Source organism: Fontimonas sp. SYSU GA230001, assembly GCF_040066175.1.
Lineage (GTDB): Bacteria > Pseudomonadota > Gammaproteobacteria > Nevskiales > Nevskiaceae > Solimonas.
Genome location: NZ_JBEAAM010000008.1, coordinates 25,660 through 46,356 on the forward strand (window position 1 = coordinate 25,660; position 20,697 = coordinate 46,356).

At 68.3% G+C, this 20,697-nt stretch carries 17 protein-coding genes; 8 read left to right on the forward strand and 9 right to left on the reverse strand.

The features are described 5' to 3' along the window. Positions 1–44 precede the first annotated feature (44 nt). Positions 45–1,085, forward strand: a complete 1,041-nt coding sequence (locus tag AAG565_RS04825) for an aminopeptidase (protein WP_348818423.1) — start codon at positions 45–47, stop codon at positions 1,083–1,085. A 31-nt stretch (positions 1,086–1,116) separates the two neighbouring features. Here AAG565_RS04825 and AAG565_RS04830 read toward each other — a convergent pair whose 3' ends face one another. Continuing rightward, positions 1,117–2,088 carry an MBL fold metallo-hydrolase gene (locus tag AAG565_RS04830; protein ID WP_348818424.1) on the reverse strand — a complete coding sequence of 324 codons (972 nt, stop codon included), beginning with the start codon at positions 2,086–2,088 and terminating at the stop codon, positions 1,117–1,119. Between the two features lie 116 nt (positions 2,089–2,204). Between AAG565_RS04830 and cysS the strand changes: the two genes are divergently transcribed. Continuing rightward, complete coding sequence (gene cysS, locus AAG565_RS04835) at positions 2,205–3,581, forward strand: cysteine--tRNA ligase (RefSeq protein WP_348818425.1); 1,377 nt, start codon at positions 2,205–2,207, stop codon at positions 3,579–3,581. Here cysS and AAG565_RS04840 read toward each other — a convergent pair. The 3 genes from AAG565_RS04840 to cysB form a co-directional block, all read right to left on the reverse strand. Continuing rightward, entirely contained in the window at positions 3,572–4,063 is a 492-nt protein-coding gene (locus AAG565_RS04840; RefSeq protein ID WP_348818426.1) for a DUF934 domain-containing protein, read from the reverse strand. The two genes, cysS and AAG565_RS04840, sit on opposite strands and share 10 nt — an antisense overlap. Then, positions 4,060–5,739: a nitrite/sulfite reductase gene (locus tag AAG565_RS04845; protein ID WP_348818427.1), complete on the reverse strand. Its 1,680-nt coding sequence runs from the start codon at positions 5,737–5,739 to the stop codon at positions 4,060–4,062. The genes AAG565_RS04840 and AAG565_RS04845 overlap by 4 nt, the downstream gene beginning before the upstream one ends. A gap of 112 nt (positions 5,740–5,851) precedes the next feature. Beyond that, positions 5,852–6,826: an HTH-type transcriptional regulator CysB gene (cysB, locus tag AAG565_RS04850; protein ID WP_348818428.1), complete on the reverse strand. Its 975-nt coding sequence runs from the start codon at positions 6,824–6,826 to the stop codon at positions 5,852–5,854. An 89-nt stretch (positions 6,827–6,915) separates the two neighbouring features. Between cysB and cysG the strand changes: the two genes are divergently transcribed. Further along, positions 6,916–8,310, forward strand: coding sequence for a siroheme synthase CysG (cysG, locus tag AAG565_RS04855; RefSeq protein WP_348818429.1), 1,395 nt, complete (start codon positions 6,916–6,918; stop codon positions 8,308–8,310). On the opposite strand, the gene dxs is transcribed toward cysG, so the two are convergent. From dxs to AAG565_RS04870, 3 genes are all read right to left on the reverse strand, one after another. After that, on the reverse strand, positions 8,307–10,184 hold the full coding sequence (dxs, locus tag AAG565_RS04860) for a 1-deoxy-D-xylulose-5-phosphate synthase (protein WP_348818430.1): 1,878 nt from the start codon (positions 10,182–10,184) through the stop codon (positions 8,307–8,309). The genes cysG and dxs overlap by 4 nt on opposite strands. 118 nt (positions 10,185–10,302) lie before the next feature. Further along, positions 10,303–11,196: a farnesyl diphosphate synthase gene (locus AAG565_RS04865; protein ID WP_348818431.1), complete on the reverse strand. Its 894-nt coding sequence runs from the start codon at positions 11,194–11,196 to the stop codon at positions 10,303–10,305. Beyond that, positions 11,193–11,438 carry an exodeoxyribonuclease VII small subunit gene (locus AAG565_RS04870; protein ID WP_348818432.1) on the reverse strand — a complete coding sequence of 82 codons (246 nt, stop codon included), beginning with the start codon at positions 11,436–11,438 and terminating at the stop codon, positions 11,193–11,195. Before AAG565_RS04870 ends, AAG565_RS04865 begins: the two co-directional genes overlap by 4 nt. Before the next feature lie 131 nt (positions 11,439–11,569). On the opposite strand from AAG565_RS04870, the gene parE reads away from it, so the two are divergent. The 5 genes from parE to htpX all read left to right on the forward strand — a co-directional run bounded on the left by parE (position 11,570) and on the right by htpX (position 17,447). Beyond that, positions 11,570–13,486: a DNA topoisomerase IV subunit B gene (gene parE, locus AAG565_RS04875; RefSeq protein WP_348818433.1), complete on the forward strand. Its 1,917-nt coding sequence runs from the start codon at positions 11,570–11,572 to the stop codon at positions 13,484–13,486. 69 nt (positions 13,487–13,555) lie between these two features. Next, positions 13,556–13,810: a type II toxin-antitoxin system prevent-host-death family antitoxin gene (locus tag AAG565_RS04880; protein ID WP_348818434.1), complete on the forward strand. Its 255-nt coding sequence runs from the start codon at positions 13,556–13,558 to the stop codon at positions 13,808–13,810. Next, positions 13,807–14,211: a type II toxin-antitoxin system VapC family toxin gene (locus AAG565_RS04885; protein ID WP_348818435.1), complete on the forward strand. Its 405-nt coding sequence runs from the start codon at positions 13,807–13,809 to the stop codon at positions 14,209–14,211. The genes AAG565_RS04880 and AAG565_RS04885 overlap by 4 nt, the downstream gene beginning before the upstream one ends. 66 nt (positions 14,212–14,277) lie before the next feature. Then, positions 14,278–16,509 carry a DNA topoisomerase IV subunit A gene (parC, locus tag AAG565_RS04890; RefSeq protein ID WP_348818436.1) on the forward strand — a complete coding sequence of 744 codons (2,232 nt, stop codon included), beginning with the start codon at positions 14,278–14,280 and terminating at the stop codon, positions 16,507–16,509. A 59-nt stretch (positions 16,510–16,568) separates the two neighbouring features. Next, positions 16,569–17,447, forward strand: a complete 879-nt coding sequence (htpX, locus tag AAG565_RS04895) for a protease HtpX (protein ID WP_348818437.1) — start codon at positions 16,569–16,571, stop codon at positions 17,445–17,447. A 63-nt stretch (positions 17,448–17,510) separates the two neighbouring features. Here the strand turns inward: htpX and AAG565_RS04900 are convergent, their stop codons facing one another. Then, positions 17,511–19,616 carry an EAL domain-containing protein gene (locus tag AAG565_RS04900; RefSeq protein ID WP_348818438.1) on the reverse strand — a complete coding sequence of 702 codons (2,106 nt, stop codon included), beginning with the start codon at positions 19,614–19,616 and terminating at the stop codon, positions 17,511–17,513. Then, positions 19,592–20,623 (reverse strand): EF-P beta-lysylation protein EpmB, encoded by a 1,032-nt coding sequence (gene epmB / locus AAG565_RS04905; RefSeq protein ID WP_348818439.1) that lies wholly within the window; start codon positions 20,621–20,623, stop codon positions 19,592–19,594. Before epmB ends, AAG565_RS04900 begins: the two co-directional genes overlap by 25 nt. Positions 20,624–20,697 lie beyond the last annotated feature (74 nt).

The window sequence follows — 20,697 nt, forward strand, 5'->3', positions numbered from 1 at the left end:
ACGCTTACGTTAAGGATTTGTGACGTGCCATGCGAGTAGTAAGGATGACCCTGCTGGCGGGCCTGGTGCTGGCGACGCTGAGCGGCTGCACGCGGCTGCGCTATTACGCCCACCTCGCCGGGGGCCAGTGGCAGCTGCTGCACGAACGCCGGCCCATCGCCGAGCTACTCGCCAGTTCCGACACCGCGCCGGAACTGAAATACCGCCTGCAGCAGGTCGTGCAGGCGCGCAATTGGGCGGTGGACGCGCTCGGCCTGCCCGACAACGGCAGCTACCGCAACTACGCCGACCTCGGCCGGCCCTACGTCATGTGGAACGTGTTCGCGACGCCGGAGTTCTCGCTCCACGGCGTCGAGCACTGCTTCCCGTTCGCCGGTTGCGTCGCCTACCAGGGTTATTACGACCGCGCGCAGGCCGAGGCGCGCGCCGCCGAGCTGCGCGCCCAGGGCTACGACGTCCACGTCGGCGGCGTGCCGGCGTATTCGACGCTGGGCTGGTTCGACGATCCGGTGCTCAACACGATGCTGCACTGGGACGATGCGCAGCTGGTCGGCACGGTGTTCCACGAGCTGGCGCACCAGAAGCTCTACGTGAAGGACGACACCCGCTTCAACGAGTCCTACGCGAGCTTCGTCCAGCAGGAAGGGCTGCGCGCCTACGCCGCGTCGCACCCGGACCTGCCGCCTGGCGACACGGCAGGACCGCAGCGCCGCACGCAGTTCGTGAAGCTGGTGCTGGACCTGCGCGAGCGCCTCGATGCGCTGTATGCGCAGCCGCTCGATCTCGAGACCATGCGCGCGCACAAGGCCGAAGCGTTTGCACAGCTCAAGGCGGACTACGAGCAGCTGCGCGACACGCTGTGGCATGGCGACCGGCGCTACGACGCCTGGTTTGCCGACTCGACGCCCAACAATGCGCGGCTGCTGCCGTTCGGACTCTACGACGAGTACGCACCGGCCTTCGCCGCGCTGTTCGAGCGCGCTGGGCGCGACTGGTCACGCTTCCATGCGCAGGCGCAGCAGCTGGCCAGGCTGCCCGCGCCGCAGCGCAAGGCGCAGCTCGACCGGCTGCTCAATCCGTCGTAGGGACTGTCGGGGCGCTGCGGCGGCGGCGCGCTCAGGCGAACAGGTCCCGCGTCTCGCCGTGCTGAAGCACCCAGAAGCGGTCGTGAGCGATTCCGGCGTCGTCGAGTGCACGCCGCAGGCGCTGCGGCGGCTCGTCGAGCGGCTCCTCGGTGAGCCGGAACGTGCCCCAGTGCATCGCCACCGACTGCACGGCGCCGATGTCGCGGTGGATCTTCACCGCGTCCTCGGGGTTGACGTGCATGAACTGCATGAACCAGCGCGGCTCGTAGGCGCCGATCGGCAGCAGCGCGAGATCGATCGGCGCGAAGCGCGCGCCGATGTCGGCGAAATCTGCCGAGTAGCCGGTGTCGCCGGCGAAATAGACGCGGCGGTTCCGGGCCTCGACGACGAAGCCGCACCACAGCGTCGCATTGCGGTCGCTGGCATTACGGCCGGAGAAATGCTGCGCCGGCACCGCGTCCACGCGCAGTCCGGCGACCTCGGCGCTCTGCCACCAGTCCAGTTCGATCACGCGCGCGATGCGGCGCTGCGCGAACCAGCGCTTGAGCCCCAGCGGCACGACGAAGGTGAGCTGCGGATGCTCCTGCGCGAGCCGGCGCACGGTCGGCTCGTCGAGATGGTCGTAGTGATTGTGCGAGATCAGCGCGACGTCCAGCGCCGGCAGGTCGGCGTGGTGCAGCGCCGGCGGATTGAGCCGCAGCGGGCCGGCGAAGCCGACCGGCGAGGCGCGCTCACCCAGGTGCGGATCGGTGACGAGGTTGCGGCCGGCGAACTGCAGCAGGAAGCTCGAATGGCCGATCCAGGTCAGCGTGTCCTGCGTGCGGTTGTGGCGCAGCCGCTCCACCGGCGGGCGCAGCACCGTGAACGGCGGCCTGCGGTACGGCTTGAGCAGGAAGCCCGGCAGCCAGCGCAGCAGGTCGAAGCCGCCGTGCTGGTCGGTCGTGTGATTGTTGCGGAAGCCGCGCGCGGTGTGGTGGCGCGGGCGGGAGGAGGAGTCGGCCATCGTTGCGGTCGCCGGACGTCGGCCGACAACGTTAGCAGGCTGGCGGAGCGGCGCAAGGGCGCGACTTCGGCAACGCCTGCGGGTATCCTTCGCCGGCTTTCCCGACCCGACTCGTTATGCAGCTCCACAACACCCTGACCGGCCGCAAGGAAGAATTCGTTCCGCTTGATCCGCGGCGGGTGACGATGTACGTCTGCGGGCCGACGGTGTACAGCTACGCGCACATCGGCAATGCGCGTCCGGCCGTGGTGTTCGACGTGCTGGCGCGCGTGCTGCGGCGCCGCTTTCCCGGCGTCGCCTACGCCCGCAACATCACCGACATCGACGACAAAATCAACGCGGCGGCGGCCAGGGAGGGCGTGGACATCGGCGTGATCACGCAGCGCTTCGCGGCGATCTACCGCGAGGACATGGCAGCGCTGGGCGTGCTGCCACCGGACTTCGAGCCGCGCGTGACCGCGCATCTGCCGCAGATCATCGACATGATCCAGCGCCTGATCGCGGCCGGTCATGCCTACGAGGCGCAGGGCCACGTGCTGTTCCACACGCTCAGCTTCAAGGAATACGGCCAGCTGTCCGGGCGTGACGAGCAGGCACTGATGGCCGGTGCCCGCGTCGAGGTCGCGCCGTACAAGAAGCACGCCGGCGACTTCGTACTGTGGAAGCCGTCGACGCCGGAGCAGCCGGGCTGGGAATCTCCGTGGGGCCGCGGCCGACCGGGCTGGCACATCGAATGCTCGGCGATGGCCGAGGCGCTGCTCGGCGAGACCATCGACATCCACGGCGGCGGGCACGACCTGATCTTCCCGCACCACGAGAACGAGATCGCGCAGTCGACCTGCGCGCACGGCGGCAAGATCTTCGCGCGCTACTGGCTGCACAACGGCTTCCTGAATGTCGATCACCAGAAGATGTCGAAGTCGATCGGCAACGTGCTGTTGGTGCACGAGCTGCTCAAGTCGGTGCCCGGCGAGGCGATCCGCCTGGTGCTGCTCACCGGCCACTACCGCCAGCCAATCGACTGGACCGACGAGGTCGTCGCCGAGGCGCGCAAGAAACTGGATCGGCTCTACGGTGCGCTGCGCGACCTGGGCGAGGTCGAGGCCGCGCCGGACGTGCGGGCGCCGCAGGCCTTCATCGACGCACTCGAGGATGACCTCAACACGCCGATGGCGCTGGCCGAGCTGTTCGAGCTGGCGCGCGCCGCGAACAAGGCCGAATCACCAGCCGACAAGGCGCGGATCAAGGCGCAGATGCTCGATGCAGGCAGCGTGCTGGGCCTGCTGCAGCAGCCGCCGGCGGCGTGGTTCGCGTGGGCGCCGCAGGTCGATGGTCGCCCGACGGCGGAGGAGATCGACGCGCTGCTGGTTCAGCGCGCCGACGCACGCAGGAACAAGCAGTGGGCCGAGTCCGATCGCATCCGCGACGTACTCAAGGCGCGCGGTGTGCTGATCGAGGATTCCAAGGACGGGCAGCGCTGGCGTTACGCCTGACGCGCGGACGCGGGCAGCGGGCGCTGCGACGGGTGCTGGTACCAGGCGGTTCCCGCGGTGCGCTGCAGACGCGCGAGGAATGCCTCGGCGTTCTGGTCGGCGCGCAGGACATAGGCGTTGAAGCCGCAGCGCGCCAGTTGCGCCGCCTGGTCCACCACCACGGCCGCGCCGCGCGCACGCAGCTCGCCGGCGTAGCCGCAGCGGTCGCGCAGCACGCGCGCCTGGCTGTAGGCGCGACCGTCGCCGAACGCGGGGAAGTTCAGTTCGATCAGCGGCCGACCGGCGAGCGCCGGCCAGACCGCGTCGATATCGACGGTGTTCGGAACGCTGACGCCGACGGTCGCGGTGACAGCGGTCCTGTCCAGTTCCAGCCAGCGGGCCAGCGGTACGATGATCTTGCCCGAGGCCGGCAGCGGCTGGTCGTCGGCCAGAGCGACGAAGTCGTCGGTCGCGGCAGCGTTGTCGCGGATCAGCGTGCTCATGCTGCCACTCCTTCTTCGGCGTACAGCCGCGCCTTGAACGGCGCCATGCCGACGCGGCGGTAGCACTGCAGGAAGGTTTCGTCCTCGTCGCGGCGCTCGTCGAGATAGGTTTCGACGATGCGCACGACGGCGTCGGCGATCGCGTCGCGGTTGAACGACGGGCCGGTGCGCTCGCCCAGGCTCGCATCGTTCTCGGCGCTGCCGCCGAGCGTGACCTGGTACCACTCCTCGCCCTTCTTGTCGACGCCGAGGATGCCGATGTGGCCGACGCTGTGATGGCCGCAGCCGTTCATGCAGCCCGACATCTTCAGCTTGATCTCGCCGATGTCGTGCAGATGGTCGAGCGCATCGAAGCGGTCGTTGATGTCTGCGGCGACGCCGATCGAGCCGGCATTGGCCAGCGAGCAGAAATCCAGGCCCGGGCAGCAGATCAGGTCGGTCAGCAGGCCGATGTTGGGCGTCGCCAGGCCGGCCGCCTTGAGCGCCTGCCACAGCGGATACACGTCCTTCTGCGCGACGTCGGCGAGCACCAGGTTCTGGTCGTGCGTCGCGCGCACTTCGCCGAAGCTGTAGCGCTCCGCCAGTTCGGCGACGAGGTCCAGCTGTGCGGCGCTGATGTCGCCGGGGGCGACGCCGGGGGCCTTGAGCGACACGAACACGGCCTTGTAGCCCGGCACGCGGTGATCGCGCACGTTGCGGCGCACGAACGATGCGAACCCGCTGTCCGCGGCCAGCGCCGCGGCGTAGCTGCGGGTATCGCGTTCACTGTCGGCGCTGGCGGCGTAGGGGTGTGGCGTGAAATGCGCCTTCATGCGCTCCAGCGCGGCGCGGTCGAGCGTGAACGCGGCCTTGTCGATCTTCGCCCACTCGGCTTCGACCGCTTCCGTGAACTTCGCCGGCCCCAGTTCCTTGACCAGGATCTTGATGCGCGCGCGGTGGATGTTGTCGCGCCGGCCCAGCCGGTTATAGACGCGCAGCACCGCTTCCAGATAGGACAGCAAGTCGGCTTCTGGCAGGAAGTCGCGCACCTGGTGCGCCAGCATCGGCATGCGGCCGAGGCCGCCGCCGACGAAGATGCGATAGCCAAGCGCCCCGGCCTCGTTGCGCACGATGTGCACGCCGATGTCGTGCACGAGCGTCGCGGCACGATCGGTCGTCGAGGACGAGAACGCGATCTTGAACTTGCGCGGCAGCCAGTTGAATTCGGGGTGGAAGGTCGCCCACTGACGGGTGATCTCGCAGTAGGGACGCGGATCGACCAGTTCGTCCCTGGCGACGCCGGCGAGATGGTCGGCGGTGATGTTGCGGATGCAGTTGCCCGAGGTCTGGATCGCGTGCATCTCGACCGAAGCCAGGTCGGCGAGGATGTCCGGCACCTGTTCGAGCTTCGGCCAGTTGAACTGGATGTTCTGGCGCGTCGTGAAGTGGCCGTAACCCTTGTCGTAGCTGCGGGCGATGTGCGCGAGCATGTGCAGCTGCCGCGACGACAGCAGGCCGTAGGGGATCGAGATGCGCAGCATCGGCGCGAAGCGCTGGATGTACAGGCCGTTGCGCAGGCGCAGCGCGCGGAACTCGTCCTCCGACAGTGCTCCGGCGAGAAAGCGCTGCGTCTGGTCGCGGAACTCGGCGACACGCTGATCGACCAGCGCCTGGTCGTATTCGTCGTAGCGGTACATCGTCGGAATGCGGGTCGGGCTGAATGCTTCGGAAGTTCGGTGGCGCGCAGCCTAGCAACGCCCTGTCATGCGCCGAAGGGGGTTGCAGAACTATGATCAGAACGAAGCGTTATTAGGGGATGTCCGGAATCCGCTGCTGCGTGAGCCTGCGGCGCTCTTCCGGGTCGGCGACCGCACTGATCTCCTCGACCAGCTCGCGCTTCAGATGTGGCGCAAAAGCCTGCAGGAAGTCGTACATGTAGCCGCGCAGGAACAGGCCGCGGCGGAAGCCGATGTGGGTGACGCTCGGCTCGAACAGGTGGTCGGCCGGCAGGCGCACGAGGTCGCGGTCGGTGCGTTCGTCCCAGGCCATGTTGGCGATGATGCCGATACCCAGGCCCAGCCGCACATAGGTCTTGATGACGTCGGCATCGACCGCGGTCAGCACGACGTCCGGCTTGAGGCCGTGCGCGGCGAAGGCCTGGTCGAGCTTGGAGCGGCCGGTGAAGCCGAAGGTGTAGGTGACGATCGGATACTGGGCGATGTCGCGCAGCTGCAGCTGCTTGAGCTTGGTCAGCGGATGATCGGGCTTGACCAGCACGCAGCGGTTCCAGCGGTAGCAGGGCAGCATCACCAGGCTGTCGAAGTGGTGCATCGCCTCGGTCGCGATGGCGAAATCGGCCTGGCCGTCAGCGGCCATCTTGGCGATCTGCGGCGGCGAGCCCTGGTGCAGGTGCAGGGTCACGCGCGGGTACTTCTTGCGGAACGCGGTGATCACCGGCGGCAGCGCGTAGCGCGCCTGCGTGTGCGTGGTGGCGATGGCGAGGTCGCCGCGGTCGGTGTCGTGGAACTCGGCGGCGACGCGCTCGATGTTCTCGACTTCGCCGAGCAGCCGGCGCGCGTGTTCGAGGATGCGTTCACCCGCCGGCGTGATCTCCGACAGGTGCTTGCCGCTGCGCACGAAGATATCGACGCCGAGCTCCTCTTCGAGCAGGCGGATCTGCTTGCTGACGCCGGGCTGCGAGGTGTACAGCGCCTCGGCGGCGGCGGTGACGTTGAGGCCGCGCTGGGCCACTTCATGGATGTAACGCAGCTGACGGAGTTTCATGGCGAGCCCGAGAGTCCGCTGGCACGGTATATGCGTTTACCGATCGCAAGTATAGGCTGTTATGCCATTTCTCGAAGTTGCGCCCTGCGATGAGCTCGACGTCCTGGCCCTATTACCCGGTGTTCATGCGGCTGCGCGGCCAGCGCGTGCTATTGGTCGGCGGCGGCGAGGTGGCGGCGCGCAAGCTGCGCCTGCTGCTGCGCGCGGATGCGCGCGTGCACGTGGTCGCCGCGCAACTCAACGAGGAGGTCGCGGAGCTGTGTGCGAGCGGTGCGGCGGTGCATGCCGGCGTCGTGTTCGAGCCGCGCCAGCTGACGGGGTGTCGCCTCGCAGTCGCCGCGACCGACGACGTGGCGCTGAACCGGCAGGTCGCCGAAACGGCCGACGCGCAGGGTGTCCCGGTCAACGTGGTGGACGACTCGACCCTGAGCACGTTCGTCACGCCGTCGATCGTCGATCGCGCGCCGCTGCTGATCGCGATCTCGACCGGCGGCGCCGCGCCGGTGCTGGCGCGCCGGCTGCGCGAGCGGCTCGAAGCCATGCTGCCGTCGGCCTACGGCCGGCTGGCCGCGTTCATGCACAGCCGCCGCGAGGCGGTGCGCAGCGCCGCCGCGCACACCGCGCGCCGCGCGATCTGGGAGCGCTTCCTCGACAGCCCGGCGGCCGAGCAGGTGCTGTCCGGCGACGAGGCGCGTGCAGCCGATGAGCTGGCGGCAATGGCGCGGCAGCGCCCGGCTGTTGGCGAGGTGTACCTGGTCGGTGCCGGTCCCGGCGATCCGGACCTGCTGACGTTCAAGGCGCTGCGCCTGATGCAGCAGTGCGATGTCGTGCTTTATGACCGGCTGGTTGCGCCCGAAATCCTCGAACTGGTGCGGCGCGACGCGCGGCGTCTGTTCGTCGGCAAGGCGCGCAGCCAGCACGCGGTGCCGCAGGACGAGATCAACGCCGAACTGGTGCGGCTCGCCACGGACGGCCAGCGCGTGCTGCGGCTCAAGGGCGGCGACCCCTTCATCTTCGGCCGCGGCGGCGAGGAGATCGACCGCCTGATGGCGCACGGTATCCCGTTCCAGGTCGTGCCGGGCATCACCGCGGCGAGCGGCTGTGCGGCCTATGCCGGCATTCCGCTGACGCACCGCGACTGCGCGCAGTCCGTCGTCTTCGTCACCGGCCATGCCCGCGCCGACGGCACGCTCGACCTGCACTGGGACCAGCTGGCGCGGCGCGGCCAGACGCTGGTCGTGTACATGGGACTCAACTCGCTGCCGCAGGTCTGCGCGAAGCTGATCGAGCACGGCCTGTCCGCCGACTGGCCGGCGGCGATGATCGACGACGGCACCTCGCCGCGCCAGCGGGTGATCACCGGAACGCTCGCCGATCTGCCGCAGCGCGTGGCCGATGCCCGGCTCAAGGGGCCGAGCCTGCTGATCGTCGGCGAAGTCGTGCGCCTGCGCGAGCGGCTGCGCTGGCGCGGGGAGCCTGCTTAACCGGCCTGCGCGGAACTCGAACGGTCGAGGTCGCGCGAGCGCAGGCGCTTGCCGATCGCGCGCTGGATGCCGGCGGTGTCCAGGCCGCACAGGGCCATCAGTTCCTCGCGCGTGCCGTGCTCGACGAAGTGGTCGGGCAGGCCCAGGTTGAGTACCGGCACCGTGTGGTGCTGGGCGACCAGCACCTCGTTGACGCCGGAGCCGGCGCCGCCGAGGCGGGCGTTGTCCTCGAGCGTCACCAGCAGGTCGTTCTCGTTGGCGAGTTCGAGGATCAGCTCGGTGTCGAGCGGCTTGACGAAGCGCATGTCGGCGACCACCGCGTCGAAGATTTCCGCGGCCTCGATCGCCGGCTGCACCATCGCGCCGAAGGCAAGGATCGCCACGCGCGGGCGGCGGCGGCCATGCGCCTCACGCACGATGCGGCCCTTGCCGAGCGCCAGCGGCTTGGGCTCGCGCTCACAGGCGACGCCGGTGCCGGTGCCGCGCGGATAGCGCACCGCGCTGGGCTGGTTCAGCGTCAGGCCGGTGCTGAGCATGCGCCGGCATTCGTTCTCGTCGGACGGCGCCATCACCACCAGGTTCGGGATGCAGCGCAGGTAGGACAGATCGAAGGCGCCGTGATGGGTCGCGCCGTCGGCGCCGACCAGGCCGCCGCGGTCGATCGCGAAGACCACCGGCAGGTTCTGGATCGCGACGTCGTGGATCAGCTGGTCGTAGCCGCGCTGCAGGAAGGTCGAGTAGATCGCGCACACCGGCTTGAGGCCCTCGCAGGCCAGGCCGGCGGACAGGGTGACCGCGTGCTGCTCGGCGATGCCGACGTCGAAGTAGCGGTCCGGGAAGCGCTGCGCGAACTCGACCAGGCCGGAGCCCTCGCGCATTGCCGGCGTGATCGCGACCACGCCCGGGTCGGCGGCCGCCGCCTCGCACAGCCAGTCGCCGAAGATCTGCGTGTAGCTCGGTTTGACAGCGCCCTTCTTGCCCGGGAACGCGCCGGTCACCGGGTCGAACTGGGTGACGCCGTGGTACTTGATCGGATCGGCTTCCGCCGGGTCGAAGCCCTTGCCCTTGACGGTGATGACGTGCAGCAGCTGCGGACCCTTCGCGTCCTTGAGACGGTCGAGTGCCGCGGTCAGCGCGCCGAGGTCGTGGCCGTCGATCGGGCCGTGGTAGGCAAAGCCGAGCGTCTCGAACATCGCGCCCGGATTGTCCAGGTGCGCCTCGTTGTGCTCCTCGTCGACCGGCCGTGACCGGTGCGGCGCGGCGAGGCCGAGCTTGCGCACCAGGCGGGCCGAGTGGTTGCGCAGCGCGCCGACGTTCTCGGAGATCGACATGTCGTTGTCGTTGTAGATCACGAGCAGGTCGAGCTTGAGATGGCCGGCGTGGTTGAGCGCCTCGAAGGCCATGCCGGCGGTCATGCCGCCGTCGCCGATCACCGCGACGACGCGGCGCCGTTCGCTCTTGAGCCTCGCCGCGGCGGCCATGCCGGCGGCGGCGGAGATCGAGGTCGATGAATGGCCGACGCCGAAGGTGTCGTACTCGCTCTCGGCGCGGTGGCAGAACGGCGCGAGGCCATCGAGGCGGCGGATCGTCTCCAGGCGCGCGCGGCGGCCGGTCAGCATCTTGTGCGGATAGGCCTGGTGGCCGACGTCCCAGACCAGGCGGTCATGCGGCGTGTCCAGGCAGCGGTGCAGCGCGATCGACAGTTCCACGGTGCCGAGGTTGGCGGCGAAGTGCCCGCCGATGCGACCCAGGGTCTCGATCAGGTACCGGCGTATCTCCACCGCAAGGTGCGGCAGATCCTCCGGCGCGAGGCGGCGCAGGTCGGCGGGCGTCTGCACGCCACCGAGGAGGGCATAGCCGGGGATTTCGGTCATCGGGGCTGGATCGGCGCGATGCACCTGGATGGTGCGGGCGGCATTGTAAGAGAAGTCGGCCGCGCATTATCCGCCAGTGCTGCGGTGCGCAAAAGTGCTGTGCGGACAGCGGCCGGTGTCAGCGGTCGCGGGTGCGGATGTGGTCGGCGAAGTCCAACAGGGGCGCGGCCCGCGCGCCGAAAACCTGCAGCGCCGCGCGCGCCTGGGCAAACAGCTCGTCGGCGCGCGCACGCGCAGTCGGCAGGCCGAGGATGGCCGGGTAGGTGGACTTGCCGCTGGCCGTGTCCTTGCCGGCGGTCTTGCCCAGCGTCGCCGAGTTGCCCTCGACGTCGAGCACGTCGTCCTGGATCTGGAAGGCGAGGCCGATGCACTTGCCGTAGCGGTCCAGGGCTTCGCGCTCGGCGTCGCCCAAGCGGTCCGCCGCGGCGCAGGCGAGGCGCAGGCAGGCGCGGATCAGCGCGCCGGTCTTGTGGATGTGCAGGGCTTCGAGCTCGGCGAGCGTCAGGTGGCGGTGCTCGGAGTCGAGATCGACCGCCTGGCCGCCGACCATGCCGCGCGAGCCGGCGGCCTCGGCCAGGATCGCGATCATGCGCACGCGCTGCTCGGCGCTCAATCCCGGACTGGCGTCGCCGGCGAGCAGCTGGAAGGCGAGCGCCTGCAGGGCGTCGCCGACCAGGATCGCGGTGGCCTCGTCGTAGGCCTTGTGCGTGGTCGGCCGGCCGCGGCGCAGATCGTCGTCGTCCATCGCCGGCAGATCGTCGTGGACCAGCGAATAGACGTGGATCAGCTCGACCGCGCAGGCCGCGCTGTCGAGCCGGGGCGAGTCGAGGCCGAGCACGTCGCCGGCCAGATACACCAGCAGCGGACGCAGGCGCTTGCCGCCCTCGCAGGCGTAACGCATCGCCTCGTGCAGCCGCGCAGGGTAGTGGTCGTGCGGCGGCAGCGCGCGCTGCAGCGCCGCCTCCAGCCGCTCGCGGTGACCGGCGATGCGCCGGACGACGTCCGTCGTCACGTCGCGTCGCCCTGGCCGGGCTGCGCGTCGAGCAGGTTGCGCACCTTCTGCTCGGCGCTGTCCAGTGCGCTGCGGCACTGGCGCGCGAGTTCGACGCCGCGCTCGAACAACTGGAGCGATTCCTCCAGCCGCAAGTCGCCGCGTTCGAGGCTCTGCACGATGGACTCGAGTTCCTTCATCGAATCCTCGAAGCGGCCGACGGGGTCGGTGTGTGCTTCGACGGGTTCCTGTTTCCTGGCCATGCGCGGCAGTTTATCCCGACGCCGACACGGCGTCTGCGCAGGTCGCGGGTGCCGGAGGCACCGTGATGCCGGTCAGTTGCCCGCGCCCGGCGCATCCGCTAGTGTCCGCCCGCTTTTCCACGACCGACGCCATGGCGAATTCCACCCAATACAGCGCAGAAGCGATCGAGGTCCTGCAGGGTCTCGACCCGGTCCGCAAGCGGCCGGGCATGTACACCGAAACGAGCCGGCCCAACCACCTCGCGCAGGAAGTCATCGACAACGCGGTCGATGAGGCGCTGGCCGGCCATTGCAGGAACATCACGGTCACGGTGCACGAGGACGGATCGCTGGAAGTCGCCGACGACGGCCGCGGCATGCCGGTGGACGTGCACCCGGTGCACAAGGTCACCGGCGTCGAGCTGATCCTGACCAAGCTGCATTCCGGCGCGAAGTTCTCCAACAAGCAGTATCAGTTCTCCGGGGGCCTGCACGGCGTCGGCGTGTCCGTCGTCAACGCGCTGTCGAGCCGGCTTGTCGTCAACGTCTGCCGCGGCGGCATGGAGTACGCGATCGAGTTCCGCGACGGCGAGCGCAGCAAACCGCTGAAGGAAGTCGGGCCGGTCGCGCGGAACCGCACCGGCACGACGGTGCGCTTCTGGCCCGATCCGCAGTACTTCGACTCGCCGAAGTTCGCGATGCCGCGGCTCAAGCAGGTGCTGCGCGCCAAGGCCGTGCTGTGCCCGAACCTGAAAGTCACGCTCGACGACCGCATCGGCGGCGAGAAGCTGACCTGGCAGTACGAGAACGGTCTGCCCGATTACCTCAAGGATGCCCTGCAGGGCGCGGAGACCCTGCCGGCCGAGCCCTTCATCGGCCAGTTCAAGGCCGCGCGCGAGGAAGCCGAGTGGGCGCTGGTGTGGATCAACGAGGAGGGCCGCAGCGCCGAGCCGATCGCGGAGTCCTACGTCAACCTGATTCCGACCGCGCAGGGCGGCACGCACGTCAACGGCCTGCGCACCGGCCTGACCGAGGCGGTGCGCGAGTTCTGCGAGTTCCGCAACCTGCTGCCGCGCGGACTCAAGCTCACCCCCGAGGACGTCTGGCAGGGCTGTGCCTACGTGCTGTCGGTGAAGATGCAGGATCCGCAGTTCGCTGGCCAGACCAAGGAGCGGCTGTCGTCGCGCGAGACGGCGACCTTCGTCTCCGGCGTCGTGCACGACTCCTTCAGCCTCTGGCTGAACCAGCACCCCGAGCAGGGCGAGCAGATCGCGCAACTGGTCATCGCCCACGCCAATGCGCGCTTGAAGCTGTCCAAGCAGGTGGTGCGCAAGAAGGTCACCAGCGGTCCGGCGCTGCCGGGCAAGCTGGCCGACTGCGTGCAGAGCGACGTCACGCGCACCGAGCTGTTCCTGGTCGAGGGCGACTCCGCCGGCGGCTCCGCCAAGCAGGCGCGTGACCGCGACTTCCAGGCGATCATGCCGCTGCGCGGCAAGATCCTGAACACCTGGGAGGTCGATGCCAACGAGGCCCTGGCGTCGGACGAGATTCACAACATCAGCGTCGCGATCGGCGTCGATCCGGGCAGCACCGACCTGTCCGGCCTGCGCTACGGCAAGATCTGTGTGCTCGCCGACGCCGACTCCGACGGCCTGCACATCGCCACGCTGTTGTGCGCGCTGTTCCTGAAGCACTACCGGCCGCTGGTCGAGGCCGGGCATATCTACATCGCGATGCCGCCGCTATTCCGCATCGACGCCGGCAAGCAGGTGTTCTACGCCCTCGACGAGGCCGAGAAACAGGGCGTGCTCGACCGCCTCGCCGCCGAGGGCAACAAGGCCAAGGTCACGGTCACCCGCTTCAAGGGCCTGGGCGAGATGAACCCGCTGCAGCTGCGCGAGACGACGATGGCGCCGGACACGCGCCGCCTCGTGCAGTTGACGCTCGATGGCGAGAATCCCGGCGAGCCGAGTCCGGCCGCCGCAGTGATGGACATGCTGCTGGCGAAGAAGCGCGCCTCCGACCGCAAGGACTGGCTGGAACGCGAAGGCAATCGCGCCGAGGTGTAGCCATCTCGCTTTACTGCGGAACCCGCGCTGCCTAAACTGGTCTGAAAATAGACCAGTCTGGAGATCGCCATGGAAGTTGGCGCATACGAGGCCAAGACCCACCTGCCCAAGCTGCTGGCCCGCGTGGCCCGTGGCGAGCGCATCACCATCACCAAGCACGGCAAGGCGGTGGCTGAGTTGCGGCCGGTGCAGGCGGGCGGCTCACACGAACAAGTCGAGCGCGCCTGGCGGCGCCTCGAAGAGCTGCGCGCCAATCGGCCCAAGGGCCGCAAGCCGATCACCGTGGCCGAGATCATCGCCGCTCGCGACGAGGGGCGGCGGTGAGTCTGTTTGTGCTCGACGCCAGCGCGGCTATCGCCTGGGCTTCCCCGGATGAACAACCTCCGGCAGCCGTGGCGCGCGCGGTGGCCAAAGGTGGCAGCGTGGCGCCGGCAATCTGGCTTTTCGAGGTTCAGAACACGCTGGCCATGCTCAAGCGGCGTGGGCGTCTGATTGGCGAGGACTGGGCTGCTGCTGCGGATGCGCTGCGGGCGGTTCCCATCGAAATCGAGCCGGCAGACCGCGAGCGCGCGGAGAACGAGATTCCGGGATTGGCTGAACAATGCGGCCTCACCGTGTATGACGCTGCATATCTGGAGCTCGCGCGACGACGACGGATTCCGCTCGCCACGCTGGACGAGGGCCTGCGCAAGGCCGCGCGCAAGGCCAGAGTCAAACTGATTTGATCCGGCGCCATGCGCCGGAGCAGCCCTGCCGGTACGGGCATTGCGCACACGCACATTTGAGCAATCATGCAAGTCATCGAAACCGAAAAGCTGTCCCTGCGCGTCTTCGCCGAGAAGGCCTACCTCGACTACTCGATGTACGTGGTGCTGGACCGCGCACTGCCGAACATCGCCGACGGATTGAAGCCGGTCCAGCGCCGCATCATCTACGCGATGTCCGAACTCGGTCTGTCCGCCGGCCAGAAGCACAAGAAATCGGCGCGCACGGTCGGTGACGTCATCGGCAAGTTCCATCCGCACGGGGACTCCGCCTGCTATGAGGCCATGGTCACCATGGCGCAGCCGTTCAACTACCGGCACCCGCTGGTGGACGGCCAGGGCAACTGGGGTTCGCCGGACGATCCGAAATCGTTCGCCGCGATGCGTTACACCGAGTCGCGGCTGACGCCGTACGCGGCGACGCTGCTCGGCGAGCTGGAGCAGGGCACGGTGGACTGGGTGCCGAACTTCGACGGCACGCTGCAGGAGCCGAGGCTGCTGCCGGCGCGCCTGCCGAACATCCTGGTCAACGGCACCACCGGCATCGCCGTGGGTATGGCCACCGACATCCCGCCGCACAACATCCGCGAACTGGTGCAGGCCTGCCTGCACCTGCTCAAGCATCCGAACGCGCACATCGAGAAGCTGTGCGAGTTCGTGCCGGCACCGGACTTTCCGACCGCCTGCGAGATCGTCTCCGAGCCGCACGACCTGCTCAAGATCTACCAGACCGGCAACGGCCAGGTGCGCGCCCGCGCGCGCTGGGAACGCGACGATGATGGCAACGTCGTCGTCACGCACCTGCCGTATCAGGTCTCGCCGGCCAAGGTGCTGGAACAGATCGCCGAGCAGATGCGTGCGAAGAAGCTGCCGCTGGTCGAGGACCTGCGCGACGAGTCGGACCACGAGAACCCGACGCGCCTGGTCATCGTGCCGCGCTCCAATCGTGTCGATACCGACGCGCTGATGGCGCACCTGTTCGCGACGACGGATCTGGAAAAGAGCTACCGCGTCAATCTCAACATGATCGGCCTCGACGGCCGGCCCAAGGTCAAGAATCTCAAGGAGATCCTCACCGAGTGGCTGGAGTACCGCTTCGCCACGGTGACGCGGCGGCTCAATCACCGGCTCGGCAAGGTCAATGAGCGCCTGCATCTGCTCGAAGGCCTGCTGATCGCCTACCTCAACATCGATGAAGTCATCCGCATCATCCGCTACGAGGACGATCCGAAAGCGAGCCTGATGCGCACCTTCGCGCTGACCGAGATCCAGGCGGACTACATCCTCGACCTCAAGCTGCGCCACCTGCAGAAGATCGAGGAGATGAAGATCAAGGGCGAGCAGGAGGAGCTCGCGGCCGAACGCGCGCGGCTCGAAGAGCTGCTCGGCGACGACGACAAGCTGCGCAAGCTGATCGGCGACGAGCTCAAGGAGGACGCCAAGAAGTACGGCGACGAGCGCCGCTGCCCGATCAACGCGCGGCCGCCCGCCACCGCGCTGGAGGCCACCGAGATCATCCCCGCAGAACCGGTCACCGTCGTACTGTCGAAGGCCGGCTGGATCCGCGCCGGCAAGGGCCACGATCTCGATCCGCTCGGCCTGAGCTACAAGGCCGGCGACGAGTACCTGTGCCACGTGCAGGGCAAGACCAACCAGCTGCTGGTGCTGATCGACCACAAGGGCCGCTGCTACACGCTCAATCCGCGCGAGCTGCCGTCGGCGCGTTCGCAGGGCGAGCCGGTGACGACGCGGCTAGACCTGCAGGATGGCGGCCGCATCGTCGGCATGATGATGGGCGAGACGGCCGACCGCTACGTGCTCGGCAGCGACGAGGGCTATGGCTTCGTCGCGAAGCTCGGCGAGCTGGAATCGAACAAGCGTGCCGGCAAGGCGGTGGTCAATCTGGCCGAAACCGCCACCGTGCTGCCGCCGCGGCGCGTCGCCGATCCGTCCGCGGAGCGCCTGGCCTTGGCCACGGCCGAAGGACGCCTGCTGGTGTTCCCGCTGTCCGAACTGCCGGAGCTGGCCAAGGGCAAGGGCAACAAGCTGATCGCGCTGAAGGGCGAAGACCGCATCCTCGCCGCGGCCGTGCTCCCGGAAGCCACCCCGCTGGAGCTGGTCTGCGGCAAGCGCCGGCTGACCCTGAAGCCTGCCGACCTGGAGGGCTACGCGGGCAGCCGTGCGAGCCGCGGCAGCCATCTGCCGCGCGGTTTCCAGCGCGTCGATGCGATGGCGCCGGAAGCGAAACCTTCTCCTTGAAAATCCGGTCTATGCCCCGAGATTGAGGCTTTGCCCAGAACCCAGAGGCTGAGAATTCCATGAAGCGCATCTTCCTGTTCCTGGCCACCAACCTGGCGGTGGTCCTCGTGCTGAGCGTGGTCGCGTCGCTGCTCGGCGTGAACCGCTGGCTGACGGCGAACGGACTCAACCTGGAGGCGCTGCTCGGGTTCGCTCTGGTATTCGGTTTCGGCGGCAGTTTCATCTCGCTGGCGATGTCCAAGTGGATCGCCAAGCGTTCCACCGGCGCGCAGGTCATCACCCAGCCGCGCAATTCGGCCGAGATGTGGCTGTTGCAGACGGTCGAGCGCCAGGCGCGCGCGGCCGGCATCGGCATGCCCGAAGTCGCCATCTACGAGGCGCCGGAGCCGAATGCCTTCGCCACCGGCATGAACAAGAACAACGCGCTGGTCGCGGTGTCCACGGGCCTGCTGCGCAGCATGAATCAGGACGAGGTCGAGGCGGTGCTCGGCCACGAGATCAGCCACGTCGCCAACGGCGACATGGTCACGCTGTCGCTGATCCAGGGCGTGGTCAACACCTTCGTGATCTTCATGGCGCGCGCGGTCGGTTATTTCATCGACCAGGCGGTGTTCAAGCGCGGTTCGGACAGCCGCGGCCCTGGCGTGGGCTACATGCTGACGGTGATGGTGCTGGAGATCCTGTTCGGCATCCTCGCGTCGATGATCGTCGCCTGGTTCTCGCGCCAGCGCGAGTTCCGCGCCGACGCGGGCGGTGCGCACCTGGCTGGCAAGCGCAAGATGATCGCCGCGCTGCAGCGCCTGCAGGCCGCGCATGCGCCTTCGTCGCTGCCGCAGAACATGGCGGCGATGGGCATCGCCAGCGGCCAGCTGGCCAGGCTGTTCGCCACGCACCCGCCGCTGGACGTACGGATCGCTGCGCTGCAGAGGACTCAGTAAGCCAGGCTTGTTCTGAAAATCGGGGCCATGGATGGCCCCGGCTTGCGCAGGACGCGCACGCGCCTATCTCACGTCGGCGGAGAGCAGCACGACCTCGGGCTCCTGCACGTGGTAGCCCTGGATGAAGTTGACGCCCATCTGCCACAGGCGCGCCATCACGTTGGCATCCTCGACGTGCGAGACGATGATGCGGATGCGCTTGCCCTTGGCGATCTCCATCAGCGTGACCATCTTCTTGTGCAGTTCCTTGTCGTTGAAGTTCGCGGTGAACGACTGATGGAACTTGATGAACTGCATCGGGATGTGTTCGAGCATCTGCGCTGAGTTCGAGCCGATGCCGAAGTGCTCGACCGCGATCTGGGCGCCCAGTTCGGTCAGTGATTTGGTCAGCATGCGCGCCTTGCGGATGTGGTTTTGCACGACCAGTTCGCGCAGTTCGAACACCAGTTCGCCGGGCTTGAGCGGGCGGCCCTTCACCTGTTCCGCGAACCAGGCCACGAAGCTCTCGGCGTCCTTGAGCGTGTCCTCGGACAGCTTGATGAACAGGCTCGATGCGTCCTGTGCGCCTTCGCGCTTCGACTGCACCTTGAGCGCGCGCGCGGTGACCCAGCGGTCGATCGCACCGACCAGATTGTGCTTCTCGGCCGCGCGAATGAACTCGGAGGCGTGCAGCTCCGCGCCGTTCTCATCGACGATGCGCACCAGCACGTCGAAATGCTGGCGCGTGTCGCCCTCCAGGCTGGCGATGGACTGATAGGCCAGCTTGAGGCGGTTGTCCATGAGCGCTTTCTTGACCAGCGCCGCCTTGCGCGCGTCCTCGACTTCGTCGAGCGAGCTCTTGGCCGAAGGTCCGACGTTGGCGAACTGGTTGCCGCCCTTGGCGGACAGCTTGCGTGCATCGCGAACCAGCTCCGCGGTCAACACGGCGGCCTGCTCGCTACCGGTGAACGGGTAGGCGGCGACGGTCAGCGACAGCTGTGCCTCGTGGCCGGCGGTGTTGAAGATCTGCTTGCCGATGTCGCGGATGATGGCCTCGCCGAACTCGACGATCTCGGGCATCGTCGGTCGCACGAGAATGCAGGCGATTTCGTTCGTCGAGAAGCGGAACAGCTGATCGTGCGGACCGATGCGCGCCTGCAGCCACTCCAGGCACTGGTCCACGGCCTGCACCGCATCGTGCAGGCCGAGCCGTTCCTCGGTTCCGGCGAAGTCGTCCACCGCCACCAGCACCGCGGCACGCTTGTCCTTGTGCTGCCCCGCCGCCGCGATCGCGGCGGCGAGTGCGTCGAAATATGCCAGTCGGCCGTGCGCGGGCGCGGCGACCGTCGTCGTGGTCACGGCCGTGTCGGCCGCGGGGCTCTCCGCGCGGATCAACATCTCGATCTGATGCTCGCCATCGACGATGCTCTCGCTCACGCGCGCGTTGATCGCGACGCGGCGTCCGTCCCTGGCGATCAGGCAGCACTCCAGCGGCTTGTTGTCGTTCTTGCCGCGGCGCAGCAGCTTGAGATGTTCCTTGACCTTGGGCTGGAAGTCCTCGGCGATCAGGTCCATCAGCGGCAGCGCGCTCAGGTCTGCCGGATTGTCATAGCCGAGCAGCTGCGCGAAAGCGGGGTTGACCTCGGCGAGGATGCCTTCCTGGATGTGCGCAACGGCATCCTTGGTGCCGGCCACGAGCTGCTGGTGACGGGATTCGAAGGCGGCGAGGCGCTGGCGCGTGCTGCGCAGCTCGCGCAGGTGGCGATGCTTGCCCAACTCGCGCAGGACGACCAGTTCGAGATGGCGCAGGTGCCGGAGGTCCTCGTCGGAGACCAGATCACTGGCGCCAGCCGCCAGCGCGGCGACCGTGTCCTCGGGCGTGGCATGCGAGGTCAGCACGACCACCGGCAGGTCGGGCATCAGGCGGCGTCCGAGCTCGAGCACGTCCTTGAGCGCCACGCCGGCGACGGTTTCCGCGCAGATCAGCAGGTCGGGGGTGCCGGCACGCAGCGCGTTTTCGACATCCTCCATGTCGGTGACCCATGCGCAGCGGATCGGGTGTCCGGCGTTGCGCAGGTAGCTCTCGATGCCCTTGGCGGTGCTTTCGGAGGGCGCGATCAGCAGGATGACCTGGCTCGTGGCACCGGTCCTGGCCGTGTCGAACTTCAGATGTTCCGCGGTGGCTGCCATGCAATCGTCGTTTTCGAAAGTGCCCCGGACTCCTCGCGGACCAGCTTCGGGACGAGGTAACCCGGCAAGCGCGCCGCGAGCCCCTGCATCAGTGCGCAGGCCCTGTCCTCATCGACCTCGAAATGGGCCGTGCCCTGCACCCGGTCCAGCAGGTGCAGATAGTACGGGAGGATGCCACATTCCGACAGCCGTTCGGACAACTGTTGCAGAGTGGCGACGTCGTCGTTGATGCCGCGCAGCAACACGGACTGGTTCAGCAGTGTGAGCCCCAGCGCGCGCAGCGGCCTCAGCGCGGCGGCGACGCCGTGGTCCAGCTCGTGGGCGTGATTGACGTGCAGCACGATGACCTTCGCCAGGCGCCCCCGTCCCAGCCAGTCCAGCAGACGTTCGTCCACGCGCTCGGGCAGCACGACCGGCTGGCGCGTGTGCAGGCGCAGGCGGCGCAGGTGCGGGATGCGGTCGAGTGCATCGGCGAACTCGGCGAGCTTGTCGTCGGCCAGCGACAAAGGATCGCCGCCAGAGAGGATCACTTCCGTGATCGAGGCGTCCGAGGCGATGGTGTGCAGCGCCTCGCGCCAGTGGTCGCGCGCGCCCAGATGCTCGTTGTACGGGAAGTGCCGACGGAAGCAGTAGCGGCAGTGCACGGCGCAGGCGCCGGTGGCGATCACGAGCACGCGGCCCCGGTACTTGTGTATCAGGCCGCCGCCGCGCGCCTTGCGCAGGTCGCCGACCGCGTCGATGCCGAACCCCGGCGCCGCGTCCGCCTCCTGCGGCCGCGGCCAGACCTGCAGGAACAGCGGATCGCGCGGGTCGCCCTTGCGCATGCGCTGCGCGTAGCCGCGCGGCACGCGCAGCGGGAAGTCGCGCACGCGCTCGAGCGCGAGCATGGGCAGTGACGCATCGAGATCGAGGAAACGCAGCAGTTCGTCCGGGCGCGTGAATGCTTCGCGCAGGGCGTGCTGCCACTGCGGGGCTTGTTGGCGGAGGGGCTGGGGGAGCGCTATCATGACCGACATCCTGTCACAGATCGGGGCCATTCATGGCCCCGTTTTTCAATACCAGCACTAGTGAGCGTCCGGCC